This is a genomic window from uncultured Capnocytophaga sp. (assembly GCF_938029845.1).
Lineage (GTDB): Bacteria > Bacteroidota > Bacteroidia > Flavobacteriales > Flavobacteriaceae > Capnocytophaga.
On sequence record NZ_CALHGG010000021.1, the window covers coordinates 1 to 21,197 of the forward strand.

The window sequence follows — 21,197 nt, forward strand, 5'->3', positions numbered from 1 at the left end:
GGGCTACGAGAATAAAAATACATAAATTTCTAATGGTTCGTGCTTGATGCTTCATGTTTTAAAAATTTTTGATTATCTTTGGGGCAAAATTACAATGGTGGCGGCACCTCTGCAATACTGAATAATAACCATTTTGAAGCTGACAATGGACAAAAGTATAGACGAAATAGCACAGCAATATCTTCCCTATATAAAAATATTGGAACAAGCAGGTAGTTTTGCTGTTTTCCTATCGGATAGGTTTGGGCATTACTATTATGTAACCGAATATATAGAAGCGTCTCAAGAAATTGATATTGAGAAATTGGTACATCCTGATGATTGGGAGGTGGTAAGAAGAATTGATAAAAAAGTATGGGAGTTCCTAAACACACTCCCCGAGGAAGAAAAATTGGCTTACAAATACATCTATGAGTTGAGAATATTAGAAAGAGGAAAATATGTACGAATGATTTACCAAATGCGTATATTGGCATTCAAAGAGGATAATTTTTTGGCAATGGGTATCATAGACATCGCTCCAGAGCAATCAGCCAATACATCAGTGCGTTTTCAGATAAAAAACTGTCTTACCGATGAGATCGTACCTTTTGCTATCGAAAGTGCCGCCGATACCTTGCTCACTCCACGAGAAAGAGAGGTACTCGCCCTTGCCAAAGAGGGGATGTTCAGTAAAGAAATATCCGAAAAATTGAATATCAGCATACATACCGTAAACCGCCACCGACAAAATATCCTCGAAAAACTACAAGTAGATAATATGATTGAGGCAGTGAAGTAACCGGCTAATAACAAGATTATTACTACTTTTTTTGTGTTATCATTTAATAAGAAAAATATGCGCCCTTTGCGACAGTACTTTGAAGAGCTCGTCTCTCTCACTGATGAGGAGTTTGTCTATACTTAAGAGATTGATAATCACATGTTTAGGTGTGTCTCGTGAAACTTGAGTTGTTTGTATTTTACTTCATACCCCCCGAAAATGATATGCCTGATAGTGTCATACATATATTATTCGTATCTTTGCCTCCGAATTTAAAAAGAAAAAGCAATGAAAAAAATAGCAATATTGCTTACCCTTATCACTGGTTTTATGGGGTTAGCACAAAATAAGAAAATACTCTTCGTAGTAACAAACCATACCCAGCTAGGGAATACAGGAGAAACTACGGGCTATTTCCTATCAGAAGTAACACACCCCTTAGAAGTACTGACAGAGGCTGGCTATAAGGTAGATTTTGTAAGTCCGAAGGGTGGTTCAACAACTGCTTATGGGGTGAAGTTAGACGACCCTATCAATAAGAAATATTGGGAAAGTGCCGACTACCAAAAAAAGTTGGCAAACACCCTCGCCCCCTCTGAGGTAAAAGCTAAGGACTATGCTGCTATCTTTTATGCGGGTGGGCATGGTACCATGTGGGATTTTGCTAGCAGTGAAGCCCTTGCCAAGATAGCGCAACAGATTTACGAAAAAGGAGGTGTAGTAGCTGCAGTATGTCACGGACCATCGGGCTTAGTGAATGTTAAACTCTCTAATGGTAAATATTTAGTGAGTGGCAAAACTTTGAGCCCTTTTACGAATGAGGAAGAAGAAGCCGTAAAACTCACCAAAGTAGTGCCTTATTCATTGGAAGACAAACTCAAAGAACACGGCGCTATTATTGATAAAGCGGGCATATGGCAAGACAAAGTGAGTGTAGATAATCGTGTAATTACCGGTCAGAACCCGCAATCGGCTAAGAGCGTGGGGGAAGCCATCTTAAAAGAATTGCAAAAATCACCTCTCCGTTTCGATGCTACTAAATACACCACAGAGCAAGTAACACAAGGTGACCAAACCCTTACTGTACGTGCTTATGAGGGAATTGTATATGTAACCAATCCTGTAGAAGAGCAGTACCAACAGCTAAATATCTATATTCCTGAGGCCTACTTCAATGGAGGGACTATCAACGGCTTTAACGCCCAAACAGCCCCTATCTTCCTTCCCAATGGAATAGGAGGCTATATGCCTGCCAAGCCTCTTTCACTTACTGGAGGTAAGTTCAAGGATATGAACAACTCCCTCATTATGGCACTTAGCAAAGGTTTTGTAGTAGTCTCACCAGGTGCACGCGGACGTACTTCAGCTACTGGTAAAGCTCCTGCTGTGATTGTAGATCTAAAAGCGGCAGTACGCTACCTCAAATACAACGATAAAGAAATGCCAGGTGATGCTAATAAAATCATTTCCAATGGTACGAGTGCTGGGGGTGCCTCCTCTGCTCTCTTAGGAGCTTCTGGTGACCAAGCGGCTTATGAGCCTTACTTAAAGGAATTAGGTGCTGCCCCTGCTACCGATGCTATTTTCGCCGTATCAGCTTATTGTCCTATCACCAACTTAGAGAACGCTGACAAAGCCTACGAATGGCAGTTTGGCAACCTGAGTCAGTACAAAACGATGGAGATTTCTATGCTTGATTACAACGTACAGCGCACTTATAAAACAGGTACTTTTACCCCTGAACAGACAAAAGTTTCTGCTGATCTCAAAAAGGATTTTTCTGCTTACCTCAATAGCTTACAACTAAAAGACAAAAAGGGTAAACGACTTACCCTAAATACCAAAGGCGAAGGAAGTTTTAAAGAACTGCTAAAACAAACTATCATAGCCGCTGCCGAAAAAGCTCAAGGGGAAGGGACAGACCTTAGTAAATATTCTTTCCTTACACTCAAAAACGGGAAAGTTACTGCCATAGACTGGGAAGGCTATATCACTTATATGGAGCGACACAAGACTCCCCCAGCTTTTGATGGGCTTGACCTCAGTACAGGAGAGAACCAACTTTTTGGTGATAGCAATACAGACAAAAAGCATTTTACCCCTTATGCCTTAAAAAACAGTACTGTAGAAAGCCAAATGGCAGATGCCAATATAGTAAAACTAATGAACCCAATGAGTTTCATAGGTAAAAAGAATGCTCATTTGCCCAAATATTGGCGTATACGCCACGGTGCTAAGGACAGCGATACCTCTGCTGCTATATCCCTAATTCTTGCTACAGTGCTCCAAAATAATCACTACTTTGTAGATTATGCTCTCCCTTGGGATAAACCCCATAGTGGCGACTATGACCTTGAAGAACTTTTCGATTGGGCTGAAAAAATAAGCAAATAAATACATAAAAATCCCCGTGTAGTAAATACTGTATGGGGATTTTATGTTATTACTGATAAGATGCACTCGGACTTACCCCTAAGTGCTGCTGTACAAAACGAGAGAAATAGGCGGTAGATGAGAAGTCCAAAAGGTACAGAAAAACTCATAAAAAACTACCAATGTTTGTATGACAATTATTTGACAGAATCATCGTACCTTTGCAGAATCAGAACTTAAAACTCAAGTTATGCAAAACATCCAATTAAACAACGGGGTACAAATGCCCCTATTGGGTTATGGTGTATACCAAGTAGACCCTAAAGAATGTGAGCGTTGCGTAAGCGATGCTATTTCGGTAGGCTACCGAATGATTGATACTGCCCAAATCTATCGCAATGAAGAGGGCGTAGGCAATGCTATTAAAAAAAGTGGTATCGACCGCAAAGAGTTCTTTATCGTTACCAAAGTGTGGGTAAGCAATGCAGGCTATGAAAAGGCAAAAGCCTCTATCGAAACCTCTTTGCGCAAACTACAAACTGATTATATAGACCTCTTGCTCATTCACCAACCTTTTGGCGATTATTACGGCTCTTATCGCGCTATGGAAGAAGCCTACAAAGAGGGCAAAGTGCGCGCTATTGGGGTGAGCAACTTCTATGCGGATAGATACCTTGATTTGGCCTACCACTGTGAGATAAAGCCTGCTGTAAACCAAATGGAAACACACGTATTCTACCAACAGCAAGACCTCCAAGAGCTAATGACAAAATACGACACCAAGCTAATGTCGTGGGGACCTTTTGCAGAGGGTAAAAATGATTTCTTTGCCAATCCTACGCTCAATGCTATTGGTGAAAAGTATCACAAAAGCGCTGCCCAAGTAGCTTTGCGCTATCTCTTGCAACGCGATATTATCTGCATTCCTAAGTCGGTGCGCAAAGAGCGTATGGAACAAAACCTTAATGTATTTGACTTCCAACTCTCAGCGGAAGATATGAGCCAAATAGCCGCTCTTGACACCCAGCAAACACTCTTCTTTTCTCACCGAGATCCTGCTTTTGTAGAGATGATACTACAATATGGTAATTAGGTCGTAGCACGACAAGCAATAAATAAAAATCCTTGTGTGGTAATACCATACAAGGATTTTTTAATAAAACATCTAACTTGCATCTATTTGCTAAATTCTACTTCAGCATTTAGTTTAGTTATCTTTTCTTGCAATTTAGTGATGTCTTTTTGCAATTTCTCAATACGGCGATTACTTTTTGCTAATTGCTTATTAGCTTTACTAGCTTTGCGCAAAGCCTTTTCAGCTTTGTTCGCTTTTTTAGCACTTGCCGAAGCCGAACTCGCATCACTAAAAGCATCCGTACGATTGGTAGCTTCTTCATTAGCTTGCGTAGCCTCAGTTTGCAACGACTGATTATTGGTTTGCTCTTGAGTGAGTTTCATTTGCAATTCGTTGAGCTCGGTATTGAGTTTCAAGGCTTGTTGTTGTTTTTCCAAGCGTTTCATCTCTGGTGATTTAGCTGTACCACAACCCGCTAACATAAAGGAAGCTAACACTCCCATTAAAAGTACTTTTCTCATAATTATATTATTAATATTTTAATGCCGCAAAGGTAATACATAATTGCCTAATATGAAAATTCGCTAATTATCAAATTATCACTACCTTTGCATTTAGAATAACTTAAAAACAATACAATATTATGAGAAAAACTTTTATTATTTTATGCATTTGGAGCATCATTGTAGGTTGCTCTCAAGAACAAAAAGAAGAGGACACCTCTTCCAAAGAAAAAGAGGAATGGGAATTAGTTTGGGAAGACGATTTCAACCGCGACGATATTTTTGCTACTGGTATATGGTCAAAAATATGGGGATGCCCTACTTCCAAAGCCGACTGGTGCAAACTACAAACTGATTATATCGATTTGCTACGCAAACACTCTTCTTCTCTCACCGAGATCCTGCTTTTGTGGAGATGATATGCCAATTAACAGTTTAGGACGTAGCACAATAGACAATAACTAAAAATCCCCATGAGACATGACAACTCATGAGGATTTTTAATTTGTCTGTGACAAATCTGCTAATTAATGAATTATTTTAGAATTATTCCAAATAAATTAGTATCTTTGCCCCCGTTTAGAAATAGGATATAAGCTATATGATGTATTTCTCTTTCAGAAGTTTTTGGTTTTGTGTGTTTTATCTCTGTGTAGGGGTGCTTTATGCCCAGCAAGTAGCTACCGTAAAGGGGCGTATCACCGCAGGCAAAGAGCCTGTAGTGGGGGCAGTGGTGCAACTTAAGGAGCTTAAAAAGTATGCAGTGGCCGATGGACAAGGGAGTTTTTCTCTGTCAGTACCTTATAGAAAAGCGCCTTATACGTTCTCTATAGAGTCCATGGGGTATAAGACACAAGAGCAAACCCTCATCGTGGCACAACCTGTGGTGGAGCTCAATGTGGCTATGGAGGAAGAGATTACCGCTCTTATAGGCATTACGGTGGAGGCTATCACCCCCATCAAGCAGGTAGAGAAGAGTGTCTATAATGTAGCTGCTATAGATGCCACCAAGCTCACACACCTCAATAGCAATGCCGCCGATATGCTCGCCAAAGCCTCTGGGGTAAAGGTACGCGAAATGGGTGGTGTGGGAGCTGAGAGCCAAATTAACCTCAATGGTTTTACAGGTCAGCATGTACGTACTTTTGTAGATGGGGTGCCTATCAGTAGGGCTTCTTCTTTTCAAATAGGTAATATCCCTACAGAACTGATTGACCGTATTGAGATCTATAAAGGGGTTGTGCCTGTTACCTTTGGTTCTGATGCCTTGGGAGGGGCGGTGAATATCGTTACTAGGCGCAGCAATGCTCAGTATGCTAACCTAAGTTATACCTTTGGTTCTTTCAATACCCATAAGAGCACGCTCAATGTAGGGGCACCACTGACCGATAATATAGGGATAGAACTTAATGCTTATCAGAACTATTCCGATAATAGCTATAAGGTGCTTACCCACTACTTAGACCTGACAAAGGGGATTTACTCCAAGGATAGGCAGTGGTTCAAGCGCTTCCATGACCGTTATCACAATGAGGTGATCATCGGAAAGGTGAATATTTTCAAAGAGCCTTGGGCAGATAAGCTCTCTTTCTCCCTGAACTATAACCAAGAGTACAAACAGATACAGAATGCCAATCTCATGCAGATTGTCTTTGGGGGTAAGTACCAAACCTCCTATACCTATAGTACAGGGATAGAGTACGAAAAGAAAAACTTGCTGGAAGGGCTGAGTCTCTCCGTTACAGGGCGTTATGACCTAACAACCACCAATGTTGTAGATGAAGAAAATCGTATATATAGCTGGGACGGCTCTTACAGAATCAAGCCAACTAAAGGGGAGGCTATGTATCAGAATACAGTCTTTGAAGGCAAGACAGCCTACGTGGCAGCACACTTGGATTATTGGCTAAGCGAAAAGCACTTCTTGCAGCTTACGCATACTTTTAGCCACTATTATAGACTGACCAAGAGCCAGCTTTTTACGCCATTCTCTTCCGATGCTGATTTTATGGATCGTATCAACCAGAAGAATATCACAGGCCTCTCGTACAAATATGTGCCGAATGACCAGTGGACGGTCTTAGCCTTCGGTAAATATTATGCAGCTAAAGTAACAGGCCCTGCAGTGGTGAGTGGCCACGGCTATTTGTCCGTTTATGAAAATCATACTGAGCGTACCGATGCCTTGGGGGCAGGGATAGGTTCTTCTTATGAGTTCTCTAAGGAACTGCTGGCTAAGCTCTCTTATGAAAAGAGTTACCGCTTGCCCAACGACCGAGAACTTTTCGGAGATGGTGACTTAGAGATAGGAGCCAACCAGTTGCGCCCTGAGCAGAGCAATAATCTCAACGTGAATCTCTCTTGGCAACCCGAAACTAATGGTCATGCCCTCTTAGCAGAAGGAGGCTTTGCCCTGCGCTATATTCAGGACTATATCATTCGCAATGTAGCCAGCACAGGAGCAGCCACGAGCAAGAACCATGGCAAGGTACTCACCTTGGGCGGTGATTTCACCCTGCGCTATTTCTATCAGAAAACCTTTTCTGTAGGGGGAAATCTCTCTTATATGGATATGCGCAACCGCGAGCGCAAAAATACCAACGGAGCCAATTCGCTAACCTATGGGGATCGAGTGCCTAACATGCCTTACCTCTTTGGTAGTGCCGATGCTACCTATACTTTCGATAGCTTACTCACTCAGGACGATGGGCTTACCTTGGGCTACAATTTGGCTTATACTCATGAGTTTTTCCTCTCTTGGCAGAGTGAAGGAGCAAAAATCACTGTACCCACACAGCTCTCCCACGATCTAAGCCTTACCTATACAGCCCCAAGGAATAAGTACACCCTCTCGGCCGAGGTCAAGAACTTTACCGATGCACTGCTATATGACAACTATAGTTTGCAAAAAGCAGGTAGAGCCTTTTATGTCAAAGCCTCATATAGATTTTAGTAAGGGCGAATTATAATTAGGGCGAATTGCAATTTGCTCCTACTAACCACTCAAAACTGAAAATTCAAAACTATTTATATTATGTATATTAATTTTCAAACTATTAAAAAAGGGTTGTTCCTCACAGTAGTAGGAACAGCGACTTTGGTATCATGCTCCAAGAGTGATGATAACAATAATGGAGGGGGTAATAATACCAATCCCCAAGCAGAAGCCAATCGCTTCTTTATTGATGCAGGAGGAGCAGGAAACAAAGCCCGTTATGTACTCCTTGCTGATGATGTGACTAAAGGAGAAGTACCTTTGAAGTCTAACAAATTACAGTTAAAACCAGCTAATGGATATTTTTGGTTGTTTAATAAGAATATCGCAGCAGGTCTCTCTTATGAATTCAAAGGAGCAGGTATAGGTGTTTCCTATGCGCGTAATGCAAAGGGAGAAGTAAGTCCTATCAATGATTTTGAGGTAAATGAGCGAGCTACTACCTTCGGCTTCTTTAATAATTACTATGTAACAGCTGTAAGTGGGCAGGCTTTCGAAGGGAAAAATGATGGAGCTACTTTTATCTTCCGTAATACTTCTGACTTTGCGGAGGCTTCTCGCAAAACCATTCATACCAATAAGTTCTTAGGGAACAATATGAATAATACTGAGATCGTATCTTTCGCGGGTATTTTGGACAATGGCAATGGGGAGTTCCTAACAGGTATGCTTGTTTCTGAATACAAAGATGTACAGCCAGGACAGGGCTCCAGTACAGGCTATATGGAAAATACCGATGTGGTATATGTAGGAGTACTTGATAAGGATTTGAAACTTAAGCGCTACTACAAGAGTGATAAGCTCAGCTACTCAGCGGGTCGTTTCAAGAGCCAATACCTTTTGGAAATGGGCAAGGTAGCCAATGGAGATGTGTATGTGTTCTCAGGAGCTATTGCTAAGAATCCAGCACCTGCCAAAGCACCAGCTAAAGCAGATAAGGCTACCACTAAGCCCGCAGGAGCTTTGCGTATCAAGGCAGGAGCTACAACTTTTGATGATAGCTATTTCTTTGATATCTCTGCCGTATCTAACAACGGCCTTTTCCGCCGTGTATGGCATATAACTGATAACAAATTTCTTGTAGAGTTCTTCAATGATGCTACTAAGGCCAATCTCCGCTCTTTGGATGTATATCACTATGCGATTGTGGATGTAGAAGCTAAGACACTCAATTGGGTAGCTGGTCTTCCTGAACCTGCCAAATGTACCAATATTGTAACTAATCCTATTACCCCAGCGATCTATGGCGGTAAGGTATATCTCCCAGTGAACGAACAAGGTACCGACCCTGCTATCTATATCATAGACCCTGCTACCAATGCCGCTACTAAGGGCTTAGTAGTGAAAGGAGCTACTGTAATCAATGCTATAGGACGTTTTGAATAATATGAAACATATCATCTGTCTATTTTTCCTATCCGTGTGTAGCACTTGGGCACAGACAGCTATTTGTATAGGGGAGCGTTTTACGCTCCCTTCTACCATTATGGGAGGGGAGCGCACCATAGACCTCTACCTGCCCCCTTCCTATAATGATAGCTCCCTTACCCCCACGGATTACCCAGTGGTCTATTTGCTCGATGCGCAAACTAACTTCAATTATTTCACTACCCTTATGGAGAAGCTCACCCAAGGGATTCCCAACATACCAGAAATGATTGTTGTAGGAATAGAAAGTGTGGAAAGGGATAGTGATTTTACCACCGAAAACGATCGATTTTGGCAGTTTGTTAGGGAAGAGGTAAAACCCTTTGTGGAGAGTAAGTATCGCTGTAAGGACTTTCGTATAGCGGTAGGGCACTCCCTTAGTGGTCTCTCAGTGGTGGGCGCCTTGGTAAAGCATACGGATTTGTTCAATGCCTATATCGTACATGACCCCAGCCTATGGTGGGGATCGGGTTATGGTATGAAGCTGCTTGAACAAAGCAAAGAAAAAGACTTCCAAAACCGCTTGCTTTATATCACCCATACAGGCTATAAAATACGTCATAATGGTCGTAGTGAACATGTGGCTACCTTTGACAAGTTAAAGGCGATGTTACAAGCCAATACTTTTAAAAATCTACAATGGAAAATTTCTCAGTATTCTAAGGAAAATCACGGTACTATACAGCTTATTGGTAATATAGATATGTTCAGAGCACTCTTTGCCGAGATGTTCATTGACCGCAATGATATAGAGGAAAACCCTCAAGTAATAACTGAGAGATATAGAGCACTTTCCGAAAGACTACACTATACCTTTACCCCTTCTGAACGTTATCTGAAGAATACTATCAAGTGGTTACAACGCAATGGAAAGCAGCCCCAAGCCAAAGAAGTGGAAGCATTGTTAATAAATTTCAAAGAAAAGAATAAATTATAGTTGAAATGATTTAAGTGATTGATTATCATAAAAATACGATTGAATTGAGAGGTGTATATATACAATTATGGTATAAATAAAGAACCAGTTGATAAGTTTTTATAAAAAAAAGGTAAAAAAAGAACATTTTTTATTTGTTTCTAAAAATATTTTTATATCTTTGCGCCGAATAAACAGTTAGACTTATGAGTACACCAGTAAATAAGGAGGTCGCTTGGGATAAAACCAAGACCATTATGAGTAAAACCGATGCAAAAGGGGTTATAGAGTATGTAAATCAGGTATTTATGGATGTGGCTGGATATAACGAAAGTGAGCTAATAGGAAAGCCTCACAACGTAATTCGTCACCCTGATATGCCTAAAACAATCTTCAAAATCCTTTGGGATAATATCCAAAAAGGAATTAACTTCCATGCAATTGTTAAAAATCTTGCCAAATCAGGTGAATATTATTGGGTAATTACCGATTTTGATATTATCCGTGACCCAAGCGGGCAGATTATTAATTACATGGGTAGAAGAACCTCTGTACCTGCTCAGACTATAGAAAAATACATAGCTCCTTTGTACCAAAAGATATTGCAAGTAGAACAAGCTGGCGGTGTTGAGGCTGGAGAGCAGTACTTCCAACAATTCCTTAAAGAACAAGGAAAGGACTATCTTACTTATATAGAGGATGTGATATTGGAATTTAAATAAAGACACTCTGTAAAACTAAATCGTGAAGAATTAAACAACAAAAGGGGGAGTCCATGTGTAATGATTTTCAAGGGACGACACTATTTTTAAAAGGAGTTGATTTTTCAGAAAGGTTTGCAAAAAAGGATTTTAGAATTTACAAAGGAATTGTTAATAACTTTTTTCTGAGATATAAAGTCTTAGATATAATGTAACACACACTTAATCAGTGTGTAACATTTTGCTTTCTGAAAAATCGTACAAAGAATCTTTAAAAATAGGGGAGTCTTTAGAAAAAAAGTAGTGTAAGATGAATAAAAATGACTACATTTGCCTCCCTGAAATAATATTGTAGATTATGATATTGAAACTAAAAAAAGTAGCACTTGTTGTAATAGGTTATCTGATGGTTTCCTGTGGAGCTGGTAATGACCAAGGGGAACTTACAGGTGTAAAGGGTGGACAATGGAAGCAACCCAAGCCCTATGGAATGACACTTGTTCCAGGTGGTGCTTTCGTTATGGGTAGCTCTGACTATGATAAAGCACATACCGAGGACGCTACAACCAAGACGGTAACCGTGAGCCCTTTTTATATGGATGATACCGAAATTACCAACGGAGAGTATCGTCAGTTTGTCAATTGGGTGCGTGACTCTATCGTACGTCGTAAGTTAGCTATTATGGCCGAAGAAAGTGGACAAGCCACTGGCGGCGAAGGTATCGGAAAGTATGCTTTCTTGGATACTGATCAGGAAAAGCTAAGTGCTTACGATAAGTATATGTATGAGAATTACGGAGACAAGGACAATCCTGAAAAACGTAAAATCAACAGAAAGGTGAAACTTATATGGGATAAGCAAAAATACCCAGATGAGCACTATGTTGAGGTGATGGACTCCATGTACGTACCTATCGAGGAGACTTATAACGGACGTCGTCCCTTGGCTGTAGAGAAACTTGTCTTCAAATACCAATGGATGGATATAGAAGCTGCAGCTCGTTCTCACAAAAAAGGTCGTAAGGACTTTATCAAAGAGGAAATCGTAAAGATATATCCTGATACTACTGTATGGATTAAGGACTTTAACTACTCTTACAATGAGCCTATGCACAATGACTACTTCTGGCACTATGCTTATAGTGAATATCCTGTAGTAGGAGTTACTTGGAGACAAGCAAAAGCGTTCTGTGAGTGGCGTACCCTTTATAAGAACTCTTTCCAAAAAGCAAAAAAGAGAAAAGACGTGAATGCATTCCGTCTTCCTACCGAAGCTGAATGGGAGTTTGCGGCACGTGGTGGCTTGGAAGCTGCTACATATCCTTGGGGAGGTCCTTATACTGTGGATAGCAAAGCCTGTTTCATGGCCAACTTCAAGCCTTCACGTGGAGACTATGCAGCCGATAATGCACTTTATACAGTAGAAGCAAAATCATATCACCCTAATGGGTACAACCTCTACAATATGGCAGGGAATGTATCAGAATGGACAAATACGTCTTATGATTCTAACTCATATGAATATATGTCCTCTATGAACCCTAACGTAAATGATCAACAAAACAAACGTAAAGTAATCCGAGGTGGTTCTTGGAAAGACGTAGCTTTCTATACTCAAGTGGCTACTCGTGATTATGAATACCAAGACTCTGCACGTAGCTATATAGGCTTCCGTACAGTACAAAGTTTCATGGGTGTACAGAGAGTTAACTCTAAGAAAGGTAACCTCACTAACCAAAGATAATAATTTCGAAAATTAAAAATTAATAAATAAAAGAAGTATAATTAAAAAAAAGAAAAGAAATGGCAAAGTCAAAAGCATCAAAAAAAATCATGAATATGGTTTACGGATTAGGAGCCTCTGTGGTAATTATTGGGGCCCTTTTCAAACTCCTTCACTGGGAAATAGCATTAGGTTCTATTAAGTTAGGTGGTGGGGTACTTCTCGCAACAGGTCTTATCACTGAGGCTATCATCTTCGCGATTGCAGCCTTCGAACCTGTAGATGAAGGATACCAATGGGATCGTGTATTCCCAGAATTAGCTGGTGGTGAACCAAGACAACTTAATTTTGCAGGTGGAGCTGCTCCTCAGCTAAATTACCAAAATGACCAAGAAACACAAGTTCTTAGAGAATCTCTATCTGAGAAATTGGATAACCTTCTTAAAGAAGCACACGTAGATGCTGAACTAATGAACTCTTTGGCAAAAAGTATCCGTAACTTCGAAGGAGCTGCTCGTAACATAGGTCCTGCTGCTGATGCAGTAGCTTCTACTCAAAAATATGGTGAAGAACTTACTACAGCGGCTGTACACCTTGAAGCCTTGAACTCTCTTTACCGTATCCAACTTGAAAGAACTGAACTTCAAGTAAATGCTCAAGAAGGTATGGTAGATAACCTTAACTCATTGAACGCACAAGTTAATTCATTCAAAGAACATTTGAGATCTCTTAACACAGTATATGGTGGCATGCTCTCTGCAATGGGCGGAGCTCGATAATCTAAAAAAGTATAATTATTTAATCATTTAACCAATTTAGAAATGGCAGGAGCAGCAAATTCACCACGACAGAGGATGATTAACCTGATGTATCTGGTTTTCATCGCGATGATGGCGCTCAATATGGGTAAAGAAGTACTAAGTGCGTTTGGGCTTATGAACGAAAAATTACAAGCCGCTAACGAACGTTATCAATCTACCAATGACGCCGTCTTTGACGAATTAGAGAAAAAAGAACAAGAAAAACCTGAAGAATATGCCGAGGCTTTGAAAAAGGCTCGTCAAGTAAGAGATTTGTCTAACGAATATTACTCTTACTTAGGGACTCTCAAAGAAGAAGTAATGTCTCAAGCTGGTAAAACTGAAGCAGAAAGAAAGGATTACCAAGTAATGGACAAATCCGATATGTTGGACGAAAAATTCTTTAAAACTGATGGACTTAAACCAGCAGGTCAGGAGTTCTTAGACAAAATTAAAAACTATCGTAACCAATTGGTAAGCCTTCTTGACCCCAAAGAAGAAGCTCTTAAGGCAATCATTGAAGAACGCTTTAGCACTGGTACGAATGACAAAGTAAAAGACCGTGAAGGAAATAGCGTAGGTTGGGTACAGTACAACTACGAAGGTTTCCCTTATATAGCGGCTGTTACTAAGTTCTCTCAACTACAATCCGACATTCGCCAAACAGAACAAGACTTCTATAAGGCTATACTCGGTGAGAAGATGGGAGAAGAGCTTTCTATGAAACACTATACTACCTTACTTGAACAATCTAGAGGGGCTTACTATGCTAACCAAGAGTTTGACGGAGCTATTGTTCTTGGACGTAAAGATAAGTCTACCAAACCTAAAAAAGTAGAACTTACTCTTGATGGTCGCCCTATCCCTGAATCACAAGTAGAAGTAGTAGAAGGAAAGGTAAAACTTAAAGTTAATACAGGTAACGTAGGTGATCACAAGATTGAAGGAAAACTTATCTATGAACAAAAGGGTGAGGAAATTCCAGTAGATGTGTCTCAATCATTTACCACTATCCCTCGTCCTAACGAAGCGGTAATCTCTGCTGATAAGATGAACGTGGTATACCGTGGTGTAGTGAACCCTATGACTATCTCCATGCCAGGGGTGCCTGATAATCAAGTTAATGCTTCTGCACCAGGACTTTCTCGTAAGAGCGGACCTAACTATATCATGAAGCCTAACGCTGGTTCAGCTGAAGTAACCATCAATGTAACTGGTACATTCGACGGACAGAAATTCTCTTCTTCTAAGAAGTTCCGTATAAAAGATATTCCAAAACCAGAAGGAGCTATCTTACGTACTACTGGAGCTGTGAAATTGGCTAAGGCTAATATCTTGGCAGGGGAACTTTCTGTTGCTTTCAACGACTTTGATTTTGACCTTACTACCAAAGTAAACTCTTTCCGTATCTTAGTACCAGGACAACCTAGTGTGGTTGTACAAGGTAGCCGTGTAAGTGCTAGTGGTGCAGCAGCAGCAGCTGTAAACCGTGCTAAGAAGGGAGATATAATTCAAATATCAGAGATACGTTACTCAGTATCAGGATATAGTGGTACTCCTAAACCAGCTACTCCTATATCTATCGAAGTATTATAACAAATTATAAGATTATGAAACAAGCACTAAAGAATATCCTGACGCTATCTTTTTTGTGGATAGTTTCCTCAACTACTTTCGCTCAAGTGAATATCTTGAATGCAAAAGTTCCAACTGAGATAGGTGAGAAGACAACAGCTCAACAGGAATCTGACAATGACGTACCACTTCCTTATGGTTATGTAGATGACCGTGATATCATGTGGTCAACTACCACTTGGGAACTTGTGGACTTGGAAGAAAGAGCTAACTTCCCGCTACTATTCCCTATTGATACTATGGAGATTGGTGCAGACCGTCGCTCCTTGTACGATGTTCTCCTAAGAGCGATGAAGGAGAAAAAACTCACTGAAACTTATACAGATTCCTATTTCACAGAAAAGAGAACTTTCGATGACCTTAAGTACAGTTTGTCCAAGGCCGATACCCTTGATGCAGGATATGAAATCCTTAACCAAGGACAGCCATTGCCTCCAGAATACATTGTACGTACTGACCTTACCTCAAGGGATATCGTACAGTATCGTATCAAAGGTCTATGGTATTTCGACAAACGACAAGGAGAACTTAAGTATCGCTTACTTGGAATTGCTCCAGTAGCTCCTGATGTGAGTGTTTTAGGAACTGATGATGCACAATCAAACTTGGTAGAACTCTTCTGGGTATGGTATCCTGCAGCAAGAAATATCTTGCATAAGGCTAGAGTATTCAATCAGTTGAACTCAGCTAACCGTATCTCCTTTGACCACTTGCTCAACGCGCGCCGTTTTGTAGGGGTTATCTATAAGGAAGATAACGTGTATGGGGATAGGGAAATCAAGAAATACCTTCCTGACAATGCCTTATACCAGCTCTTAGAAGCAGAACGTATCAAACAACGTATCCGCGACCGCGAACAAGATATGTGGGTTTATTAAAACAATATACAAAAAAGGCTGTCCTTTTGGACAGCCTTTTTTATATATTTTTCCAAACGCTGCTCACTTACGGAACCTTACTTACATATTTGTCCACTTGACTTTATTTGTCACCTATCTTTTAAGCCTTGAATCTCGATTTTCTTAGTCAATATTTTACCGAAGTACGCTTCGCCAAGGGAGAACTCCTCACTCGTGTAGGTGAGGTAGAAAACTACTTGTATTACCTTAGCGAAGGTATAGTACGCTTTTTCTATTATAATCCTACTACAGATAAGGAAACTACGGTGGATATACTGTTTCCTGAATCGTTCTGCCTTTCTTATACCTCCTTTGTTAAGCAAGAACCTTCACTGCTTTCTATTGAAGCCCTTAAGGATGTTACTGCCTATAAGATAGGGCGTGAACACCTTAACCACCTGATACAGCAACAGGAGTATCTCCAAATAAAAGCTGATATACTAGAACACTTGCTTATTGAGAAAATGCAGCGTGAAGCGCAATTTTTACTACAATCCCCCGAAGAAATCTACCGTACCCTATTGGAGAAAGACCCTAAGCTTATTCAGAATATTCCACTGAAATATATTGCTTCCTATATAGGCATTACCCCCCAAGCCCTCAGCAGAATACGCAGGCGTATTTTCTAAGGGGTCATTTTTTCATTGAGTTCTTCTAATAATTCTTCCACAAGAGAGAAATGAGTTCTTGGATATTTGCTTCTCTTCTCTAAGATTGTATTCAAGTGAGATTGTAATTTCATATAAAGCGCTGTTTCTGACGTAGTACATTTTAGATCTTCTTTCAGTAAATGGGCTATTTCATCATACGCTTCATCTTCTAATGTGATAATAAGCCATTCTACCTTGCCCAAAAAGTCTCTGGAGATATGTTCTTGGTAGAAGGTATCGAATAGCTCAAAGAAGGCATCTAAAGCCTTTTCTTTAGTCTTGAATTTGTAGAAGAGTATATCCGCCCATCCTCTACTATCTCTAAGATGATATTTCTTGCGTAACCAATAGTAAAAATCATTATAGAGTATATCTGCTTTTACATCTTCTTCTTGATTGCGATAATACCAACCATTTAGGAAATTATATAAGCAGAATATATCATGTTCGTGAATAAATAGTTCAGGGCGTGGTTTGATAAGGTTAATGAGTTCTATGATGTTCATCTTTTATTTTCTATCTACTTGTTTTTCAATTATTTTATGTATCCAATTTTTTGCTGTGAGCCGCAAAAGTAAGAGGCGATATTCCTTTCAAAATTACGATTTTATTCTTAAACTACCAAAAGCATTTATGAACCCAAGTTCATTTTTTCTACATTTTTTGGTCGTTACTTTGCATTGAAAAACAAAGACAAATAAAATGAACTTCAAAATGTTATCCTTTACTTTTATGATGGCGCTAGTTGCCCTTAAGGGACGCGCCCAAGATGCCGATTACATGACCCTCATTAAGGCTGCTACTCAAGCGCCTTCGGGTCATAACTCTCAACCATGGTGGTTTGAGACCTCTGACCATAGTATTGTGATCTCACCCAATTTGGATAGGGCACTTCCTGCAGTGGATGGTCAGCACCGCGAACTCTTTATCAGTTTAGGTTGTGCGCTGGAAAATCTTTGTACGAAAGCCACTGAATTGCACTATCAGACTAAGGTGAGTCTCAGTGATGAAGGAGTTATCACAGTAGAACTACAAAAATCCAATACAGTAATCGCTGACCCTTTGGCAGCAGTGATTGAGAAGCGGCAAACAAACCGTTCTGAGTATGAGGATAGAAATATTGATCCCATACTATTACAAAACCTTATCGACAGGGTGAGTGAAGAAGTGCCTGCTACTCAGGGGCAAGTGAAACTCTATGCCTTTGCCAAGGATACTCCACTTTTTAAAACCCTCACCCAAGCTGTGTTAGAAGGTAATACCATGCAGATGGGAGACCCTGCTTTCAAAGATGAACTCCTCTCTTGGATTCGCTTTAATAAAAAACATGCAGAGAGTACCCATGATGGGTTGAGCTATGCAGTATTGGGAGCTCCTAACTTACCTCGCTGGGTCACTGAACCTATCGTAAAGGCCAGTCTCAAGGCAAAGCCTCAAAACAAGACCGATCTTAAAAAAATACGTTCTTCTTCGCATATGGTATTGCTAACTACCCAGAAGAATGACATTCACACATGGATACAAATAGGTCGCACCCTCGAACGCTTTCTGCTCTTGCTCACTCAGGCAGGAATCGCACATGCTTACCTCAATCAGCCTTGTGAAGTGCCTGAAATCAACGCCACATTGCGTGAAAATCTTCCTATAGCTCAGGCTTACCCCCAAATACTTCTACGACTTGGTTATGCTCAACCTATGGCCTACTCCAAGAGGAAAGATATTAGAGAAGTAATGAGATAATTTGTCAATGAGTTAAAGAGCTTAAGAATCGAATAGCTAGTTACCTTATTAGCAAATTGGAAAATAGATAAATTGGTACATTGTTAAACGAAGAAAAAGTTGTATATTTGTCCCATATAACCATAATGATTGACAAATATGAAAAAAAGAGTTGTTTTTACAGTTCTAGGCAGTTTGCTATGGCTTGGCTGTGGTAATAACCATGATATGATGTATAGCCCAGAATATCAGTATCCTCCTTATACAGAGCATATGCAAGTACCTACAGGTGAGAGTAGAGAAACCTTTAAAGAACTCAAGGAAAATCCCTTTGTAGAGGTAGCCTCCCAGCCTGTCTCTACCTTTTCGGTAGATGTGGATAGGGCAGCTTATAGCAATATCCGCCGTATGATACAACAGGGCACCTTCCCACCTAAGGATGCTGTACGTATTGAGGAGATGATTAACTACTTTGATTATGACTATCCTACACCCGATGCACAAACGCCTTCTCCATTGCGAGTGAGTTACGAGCAGGCACCTGCTCCATGGAATGCCCAGCACCAGCTTTTGCGAATTGGTCTGAAGACAAAGCCTTTAGACCTCTCCCAGACACCTCCCTCTCACCTGGTGTTCCTTATTGATGTCTCTGGTTCTATGATTGATTACAACAAGCTCCCCTTGCTCAAGGCTTCCCTAAAGCTCTTGCTCCAAAAGCTCAAGGAGCAGGACAAGGTGAGTATCGTAACCTATGCCAGTGGTACACGGGTAGCACTGGAGCCTACCTCGGTTAGGGAGCGAGAGAAGATAGAAAATGTATTGGATGAGCTTGAAGCAGGTGGAGGTACCTCAGGCGAACAAGGAATTCAACTGGCTTACGAGCAGGCACACAAGGCCTTTATCAAGGGAGGAAATAATCGTATTATTCTGGCTACCGATGGAGATTTTAATATAGGTATTAACAATCCTAATGACCTTAAAGCTTTCGTTGAAAAGCAGCGTGAGAGGGGCGTGTATCTCTCTGTACTGGGCTTTGGTATGGGCAATTACCGAGACGATATGGCCGAGACCTTAGCCGATAGCGGTAATGGTAACTATGCTTATATAGATAATCTTACAGAGGCGAAGAAGGTATTGGTCAATGAGTTCGGTGGTACACTCTTTACTGTAGCCAAGGATGTGAAGTTACAAATAGAGTTCAATCCTAAGTATGTAAAGCAATACAAACTCCTAGGCTACGAAAATCGTATGCTTGCCAATGAGGATTTCACCAATGACAAAAAGGACGCAGGCGAAGTAGGGGCAGGACATTCCGTTACAGCTATTTATGAAATCGTCCCTTCCGATGGAAAAGTGACCTCCTCCCTCCGTTATCAAGATAGTCAGCTCAATGAAATAGGGAAGGGCAATGAGGTAGCTTTCCTGAAAATCCGCTACAAAGACCCTAAAGAAGCCAACGCCGCCAGCCGAGAAGTGGTGGAGCCGTTGATCTTTAACCTAAAAGAACTGGCTCAGGCGTCTGATGATTTTCGCTTCGCTGCGGCAGTGACCGAATTTGGCTTGCTGCTGAGAGACTCCGAGCACAAAGCCGACGCTTCCTATGACCAAGTGGTGGAATTGGCTAAGAATGCTTTTGGACGAGATGAAGAAGGCTACCGAAAGGAGTTTGTTCGCTTAGTGGAAAGTGCGAAGTTGATGAAACGATAAGTCAATTGACCAATGAGTCAATGAGTCAATCAGTCAATTGACTAGTTTGTTAATTATTTATTATTAATCACCAATCATTAATCATTAATTATTATCTTTGCCGCCCAATAATCTTAAAAAAATAGAGAAGATGAAAAGAGTAATCTATGCACTTTGTGCAGGGGTATTCGCTTTGATTGCTTTAGTTTCTTGTTCTAAGTCAGATAGTAATGAGCCTAAACGATTTGATATTCCAGCAGAAGCCAAAGCTATTATTCCAGAGGAATATATAGCTAAGATGAACGCTAATGGAATGACTATTAATGAGGGAACCAATCCTCCCAATATAGAGGGGATATTCGCCACTGGTATCTTAGAGATGATATATACCAGTCTTGAGAATGATGGTTACCCTGTAGGGAAAGAGATAGATAGCTATCGTTTCAAGTTCTATGAGCAAAAAGGCACCAAAGTAAGAACAGATTATATAAATGAAGCAATTACTGCTAATGATCAGGCGAAAGGAAGAGGGACTATTATTTCGGGCAATGGTAATAAGTTTACTGCTTATTTGGATATGGATGTTACTGATTTGGAAATAAAAACTCGTGATGTGTCTGTACTCTCAGGAGAGATTACTCCCCAAGGGATCAAGGATTTTCAGTATGGGTTTCTTAAAATAGAAAAAACAGGAGATACCAGTAACAGAATGGTTCCCGAAGGGACTATACGTATTTGGGTAAGTCAAAGTAAATTGGCTATAAAAAAGCAAAATTACCCTTATGGAGATTAGCAATTAGCAGATTAATAGTGAAAGAGAAAACAATTAAAGGATAAAAAAATGAAAAGAAACATTTATGCGCTTTGCACAGCGATATGTGCTTTATTTGCAGTAGTATCCTGCTCCAAATCAGATGACAACAACGGAGATAAAGGAGGTATTACCAACAATACTTTCTCAAGTGAGGTTACTAAAGTTGTCTCTCAAGACCTTATCAAGAAAATGGCTGATGCGGGTGCCACTATCTATGGAGGTACCAATCCTCCTGCAGTAGAAGGATCTTTTACAACTGGAGCATTAGAGCTTATTCATAGCAGTTTTGGAATAGATAAGGATCCTTTAAGAGGTCGTTTTGATGGATTCTTCTATAAGTTCTATGGACAAAATGGGTCTAACATAAAAGTAGACTATAGAAATCATTCTGGAGGAGATTATAGAGCTCAAGGAGTGAATGCTGTTATCTCAGGAGAAGGAGATAAGTTTACTATTTTCTTTCTAACTACACGACAAAAATTGATAAATATTGATTTTAAGATAGTTAATTCCCGAA

At 40.3% G+C, this 21,197-nt stretch carries 18 protein-coding genes and 1 pseudogene; 17 read left to right on the forward strand and 2 right to left on the reverse strand.

The features are described 5' to 3' along the window. Positions 1-139 precede the first annotated feature (139 nt). From Q0625_RS01385 to Q0625_RS01395, 3 genes are all read left to right on the forward strand, one after another. Positions 140-781 carry a LuxR C-terminal-related transcriptional regulator gene (locus Q0625_RS01385; RefSeq protein WP_298823126.1) on the forward strand — a complete coding sequence of 214 codons (642 nt, stop codon included), beginning with the start codon at positions 140-142 and terminating at the stop codon, positions 779-781. 270 nt (positions 782-1,051) lie between these two features. Next, positions 1,052-3,157 carry a subtype B tannase gene (locus tag Q0625_RS01390; RefSeq protein ID WP_298823110.1) on the forward strand — a complete coding sequence of 702 codons (2,106 nt, stop codon included), beginning with the start codon at positions 1,052-1,054 and terminating at the stop codon, positions 3,155-3,157. Between the two features lie 229 nt (positions 3,158-3,386). Further along, the gene (locus tag Q0625_RS01395) at positions 3,387-4,229 is read left to right on the forward strand and encodes an aldo/keto reductase (RefSeq protein WP_298823111.1); all 843 of its coding nucleotides are present in this window, start codon (positions 3,387-3,389) and stop codon (positions 4,227-4,229) included. A gap of 83 nt (positions 4,230-4,312) precedes the next feature. On the opposite strand, the gene Q0625_RS01400 is transcribed toward Q0625_RS01395, so the two are convergent. Continuing rightward, entirely contained in the window at positions 4,313-4,732 is a 420-nt protein-coding gene (locus Q0625_RS01400) for a SlyB protein (protein ID WP_298823112.1), read from the reverse strand. 122 nt (positions 4,733-4,854) lie between these two features. On the opposite strand from Q0625_RS01400, the pseudogene Q0625_RS01405 reads away from it, so the two are divergent. The 10 genes and pseudogenes from Q0625_RS01405 to Q0625_RS01450 all read left to right on the forward strand — a co-directional run. After that, positions 4,855-5,058, forward strand: a pseudogene (locus tag Q0625_RS01405) (beta-glucanase); the annotation flags it as partial. A 257-nt stretch (positions 5,059-5,315) separates the two neighbouring features. After that, on the forward strand, positions 5,316-7,667 hold the full coding sequence (locus Q0625_RS01410; protein WP_298823113.1) for a TonB-dependent receptor plug domain-containing protein: 2,352 nt from the start codon (positions 5,316-5,318) through the stop codon (positions 7,665-7,667). Between the two features lie 81 nt (positions 7,668-7,748). Beyond that, a complete protein-coding gene (locus Q0625_RS01415; protein WP_298823114.1) occupies positions 7,749-9,095 on the forward strand; it encodes a DUF4374 domain-containing protein in 1,347 nt (448 codons plus the stop codon). Position 9,096: 1 nt separating this feature from the next. After that, positions 9,097-10,074: an alpha/beta hydrolase-fold protein gene (locus tag Q0625_RS01420; protein ID WP_298823115.1), complete on the forward strand. Its 978-nt coding sequence runs from the start codon at positions 9,097-9,099 to the stop codon at positions 10,072-10,074. Positions 10,075-10,259: 185 nt separating this feature from the next. Beyond that, the gene (locus Q0625_RS01425) at positions 10,260-10,775 is read left to right on the forward strand and encodes a PAS domain-containing protein (protein ID WP_298823116.1); all 516 of its coding nucleotides are present in this window, start codon (positions 10,260-10,262) and stop codon (positions 10,773-10,775) included. Positions 10,776-11,112: 337 nt separating this feature from the next. Next, on the forward strand, positions 11,113-12,498 hold the full coding sequence (gene gldK, locus Q0625_RS01430) for a gliding motility lipoprotein GldK (protein WP_298823117.1): 1,386 nt from the start codon (positions 11,113-11,115) through the stop codon (positions 12,496-12,498). Positions 12,499-12,557: 59 nt separating this feature from the next. Continuing rightward, positions 12,558-13,256: a gliding motility protein GldL gene (gene gldL / locus Q0625_RS01435; RefSeq protein WP_298823118.1), complete on the forward strand. Its 699-nt coding sequence runs from the start codon at positions 12,558-12,560 to the stop codon at positions 13,254-13,256. A 42-nt stretch (positions 13,257-13,298) separates the two neighbouring features. Beyond that, complete coding sequence (gldM, locus tag Q0625_RS01440; RefSeq protein ID WP_298823119.1) at positions 13,299-14,873, forward strand: gliding motility protein GldM; 1,575 nt, start codon at positions 13,299-13,301, stop codon at positions 14,871-14,873. Positions 14,874-14,887: 14 nt separating this feature from the next. Continuing rightward, positions 14,888-15,790 (forward strand): gliding motility protein GldN, encoded by a 903-nt coding sequence (gene gldN, locus Q0625_RS01445; protein ID WP_298823120.1) that lies wholly within the window; start codon positions 14,888-14,890, stop codon positions 15,788-15,790. A 128-nt stretch (positions 15,791-15,918) separates the two neighbouring features. Continuing rightward, positions 15,919-16,440 (forward strand): Crp/Fnr family transcriptional regulator, encoded by a 522-nt coding sequence (locus tag Q0625_RS01450; protein ID WP_298823121.1) that lies wholly within the window; start codon positions 15,919-15,921, stop codon positions 16,438-16,440. Here the strand turns inward: Q0625_RS01450 and Q0625_RS01455 are convergent. Continuing rightward, positions 16,437-16,967 carry a hypothetical protein gene (locus Q0625_RS01455; RefSeq protein ID WP_298823122.1) on the reverse strand — a complete coding sequence of 177 codons (531 nt, stop codon included), beginning with the start codon at positions 16,965-16,967 and terminating at the stop codon, positions 16,437-16,439. The genes Q0625_RS01450 and Q0625_RS01455 overlap by 4 nt on opposite strands. Before the next feature lie 196 nt (positions 16,968-17,163). On the opposite strand from Q0625_RS01455, the gene Q0625_RS01460 reads away from it, so the two are divergent. The 4 genes from Q0625_RS01460 to Q0625_RS01475 form a co-directional block, all read left to right on the forward strand. Further along, positions 17,164-18,201, forward strand: a complete 1,038-nt coding sequence (locus Q0625_RS01460) for a nitroreductase (protein WP_298823123.1) — start codon at positions 17,164-17,166, stop codon at positions 18,199-18,201. 210 nt (positions 18,202-18,411) lie between these two features. Continuing rightward, positions 18,412-19,887 carry a VWA domain-containing protein gene (locus Q0625_RS01465; protein ID WP_298823127.1) on the forward strand — a complete coding sequence of 492 codons (1,476 nt, stop codon included), beginning with the start codon at positions 18,412-18,414 and terminating at the stop codon, positions 19,885-19,887. 130 nt (positions 19,888-20,017) lie between these two features. Continuing rightward, positions 20,018-20,659, forward strand: coding sequence for a hypothetical protein (locus Q0625_RS01470; protein ID WP_298823124.1), 642 nt, complete (start codon positions 20,018-20,020; stop codon positions 20,657-20,659). A gap of 48 nt (positions 20,660-20,707) precedes the next feature. Then, the coding region (locus Q0625_RS01475; RefSeq protein ID WP_298823125.1) for a hypothetical protein at positions 20,708-21,197 on the forward strand (490 nt) is incomplete at its 3' end.

Bases quoted from the DNA above. Each gene is read 5' to 3' on its own strand.
- Q0625_RS01465 (WP_298823127.1), top strand. From the start codon at position 18,412: ATGTATAGCCCAGAATATCAGTATCCTCCTTATACAGAGCATATGCAA.
- Q0625_RS01390 (WP_298823110.1), top strand. From the start codon at position 1,052: ATGAAAAAAATAGCAATATTGCTTACCCTTATCACTGGTTTTATGGGG.
- Q0625_RS01415 (WP_298823114.1), top strand. From the start codon at position 7,749: ATGTATATTAATTTTCAAACTATTAAAAAAGGGTTGTTCCTCACAGTA.
- Q0625_RS01410 (WP_298823113.1), top strand. From the start codon at position 5,316: ATGATGTATTTCTCTTTCAGAAGTTTTTGGTTTTGTGTGTTTTATCTC.
- Q0625_RS01425 (WP_298823116.1), top strand. From the start codon at position 10,260: ATGAGTACACCAGTAAATAAGGAGGTCGCTTGGGATAAAACCAAGACC.
- gldM (WP_298823119.1), top strand. From the start codon at position 13,299: ATGGCAGGAGCAGCAAATTCACCACGACAGAGGATGATTAACCTGATG.
- gldL (WP_298823118.1), top strand. From the start codon at position 12,558: ATGGCAAAGTCAAAAGCATCAAAAAAAATCATGAATATGGTTTACGGA.
- gldK (WP_298823117.1), top strand. From the start codon at position 11,113: ATGATATTGAAACTAAAAAAAGTAGCACTTGTTGTAATAGGTTATCTG.
- Q0625_RS01400 (WP_298823112.1), bottom strand. From the start codon at position 4,732: ATGAGAAAAGTACTTTTAATGGGAGTGTTAGCTTCCTTTATGTTAGCG.
- Q0625_RS01420 (WP_298823115.1), top strand. From the start codon at position 9,097: ATGAAACATATCATCTGTCTATTTTTCCTATCCGTGTGTAGCACTTGG.
- Q0625_RS01460 (WP_298823123.1), top strand. From the start codon at position 17,164: ATGAACTTCAAAATGTTATCCTTTACTTTTATGATGGCGCTAGTTGCC.
- gldN (WP_298823120.1), top strand. From the start codon at position 14,888: ATGAAACAAGCACTAAAGAATATCCTGACGCTATCTTTTTTGTGGATA.
- Q0625_RS01395 (WP_298823111.1), top strand. From the start codon at position 3,387: ATGCAAAACATCCAATTAAACAACGGGGTACAAATGCCCCTATTGGGT.
- Q0625_RS01455 (WP_298823122.1), bottom strand. From the start codon at position 16,967: ATGAACATCATAGAACTCATTAACCTTATCAAACCACGCCCTGAACTA.
- Q0625_RS01470 (WP_298823124.1), top strand. From the start codon at position 20,018: ATGAAAAGAGTAATCTATGCACTTTGTGCAGGGGTATTCGCTTTGATT.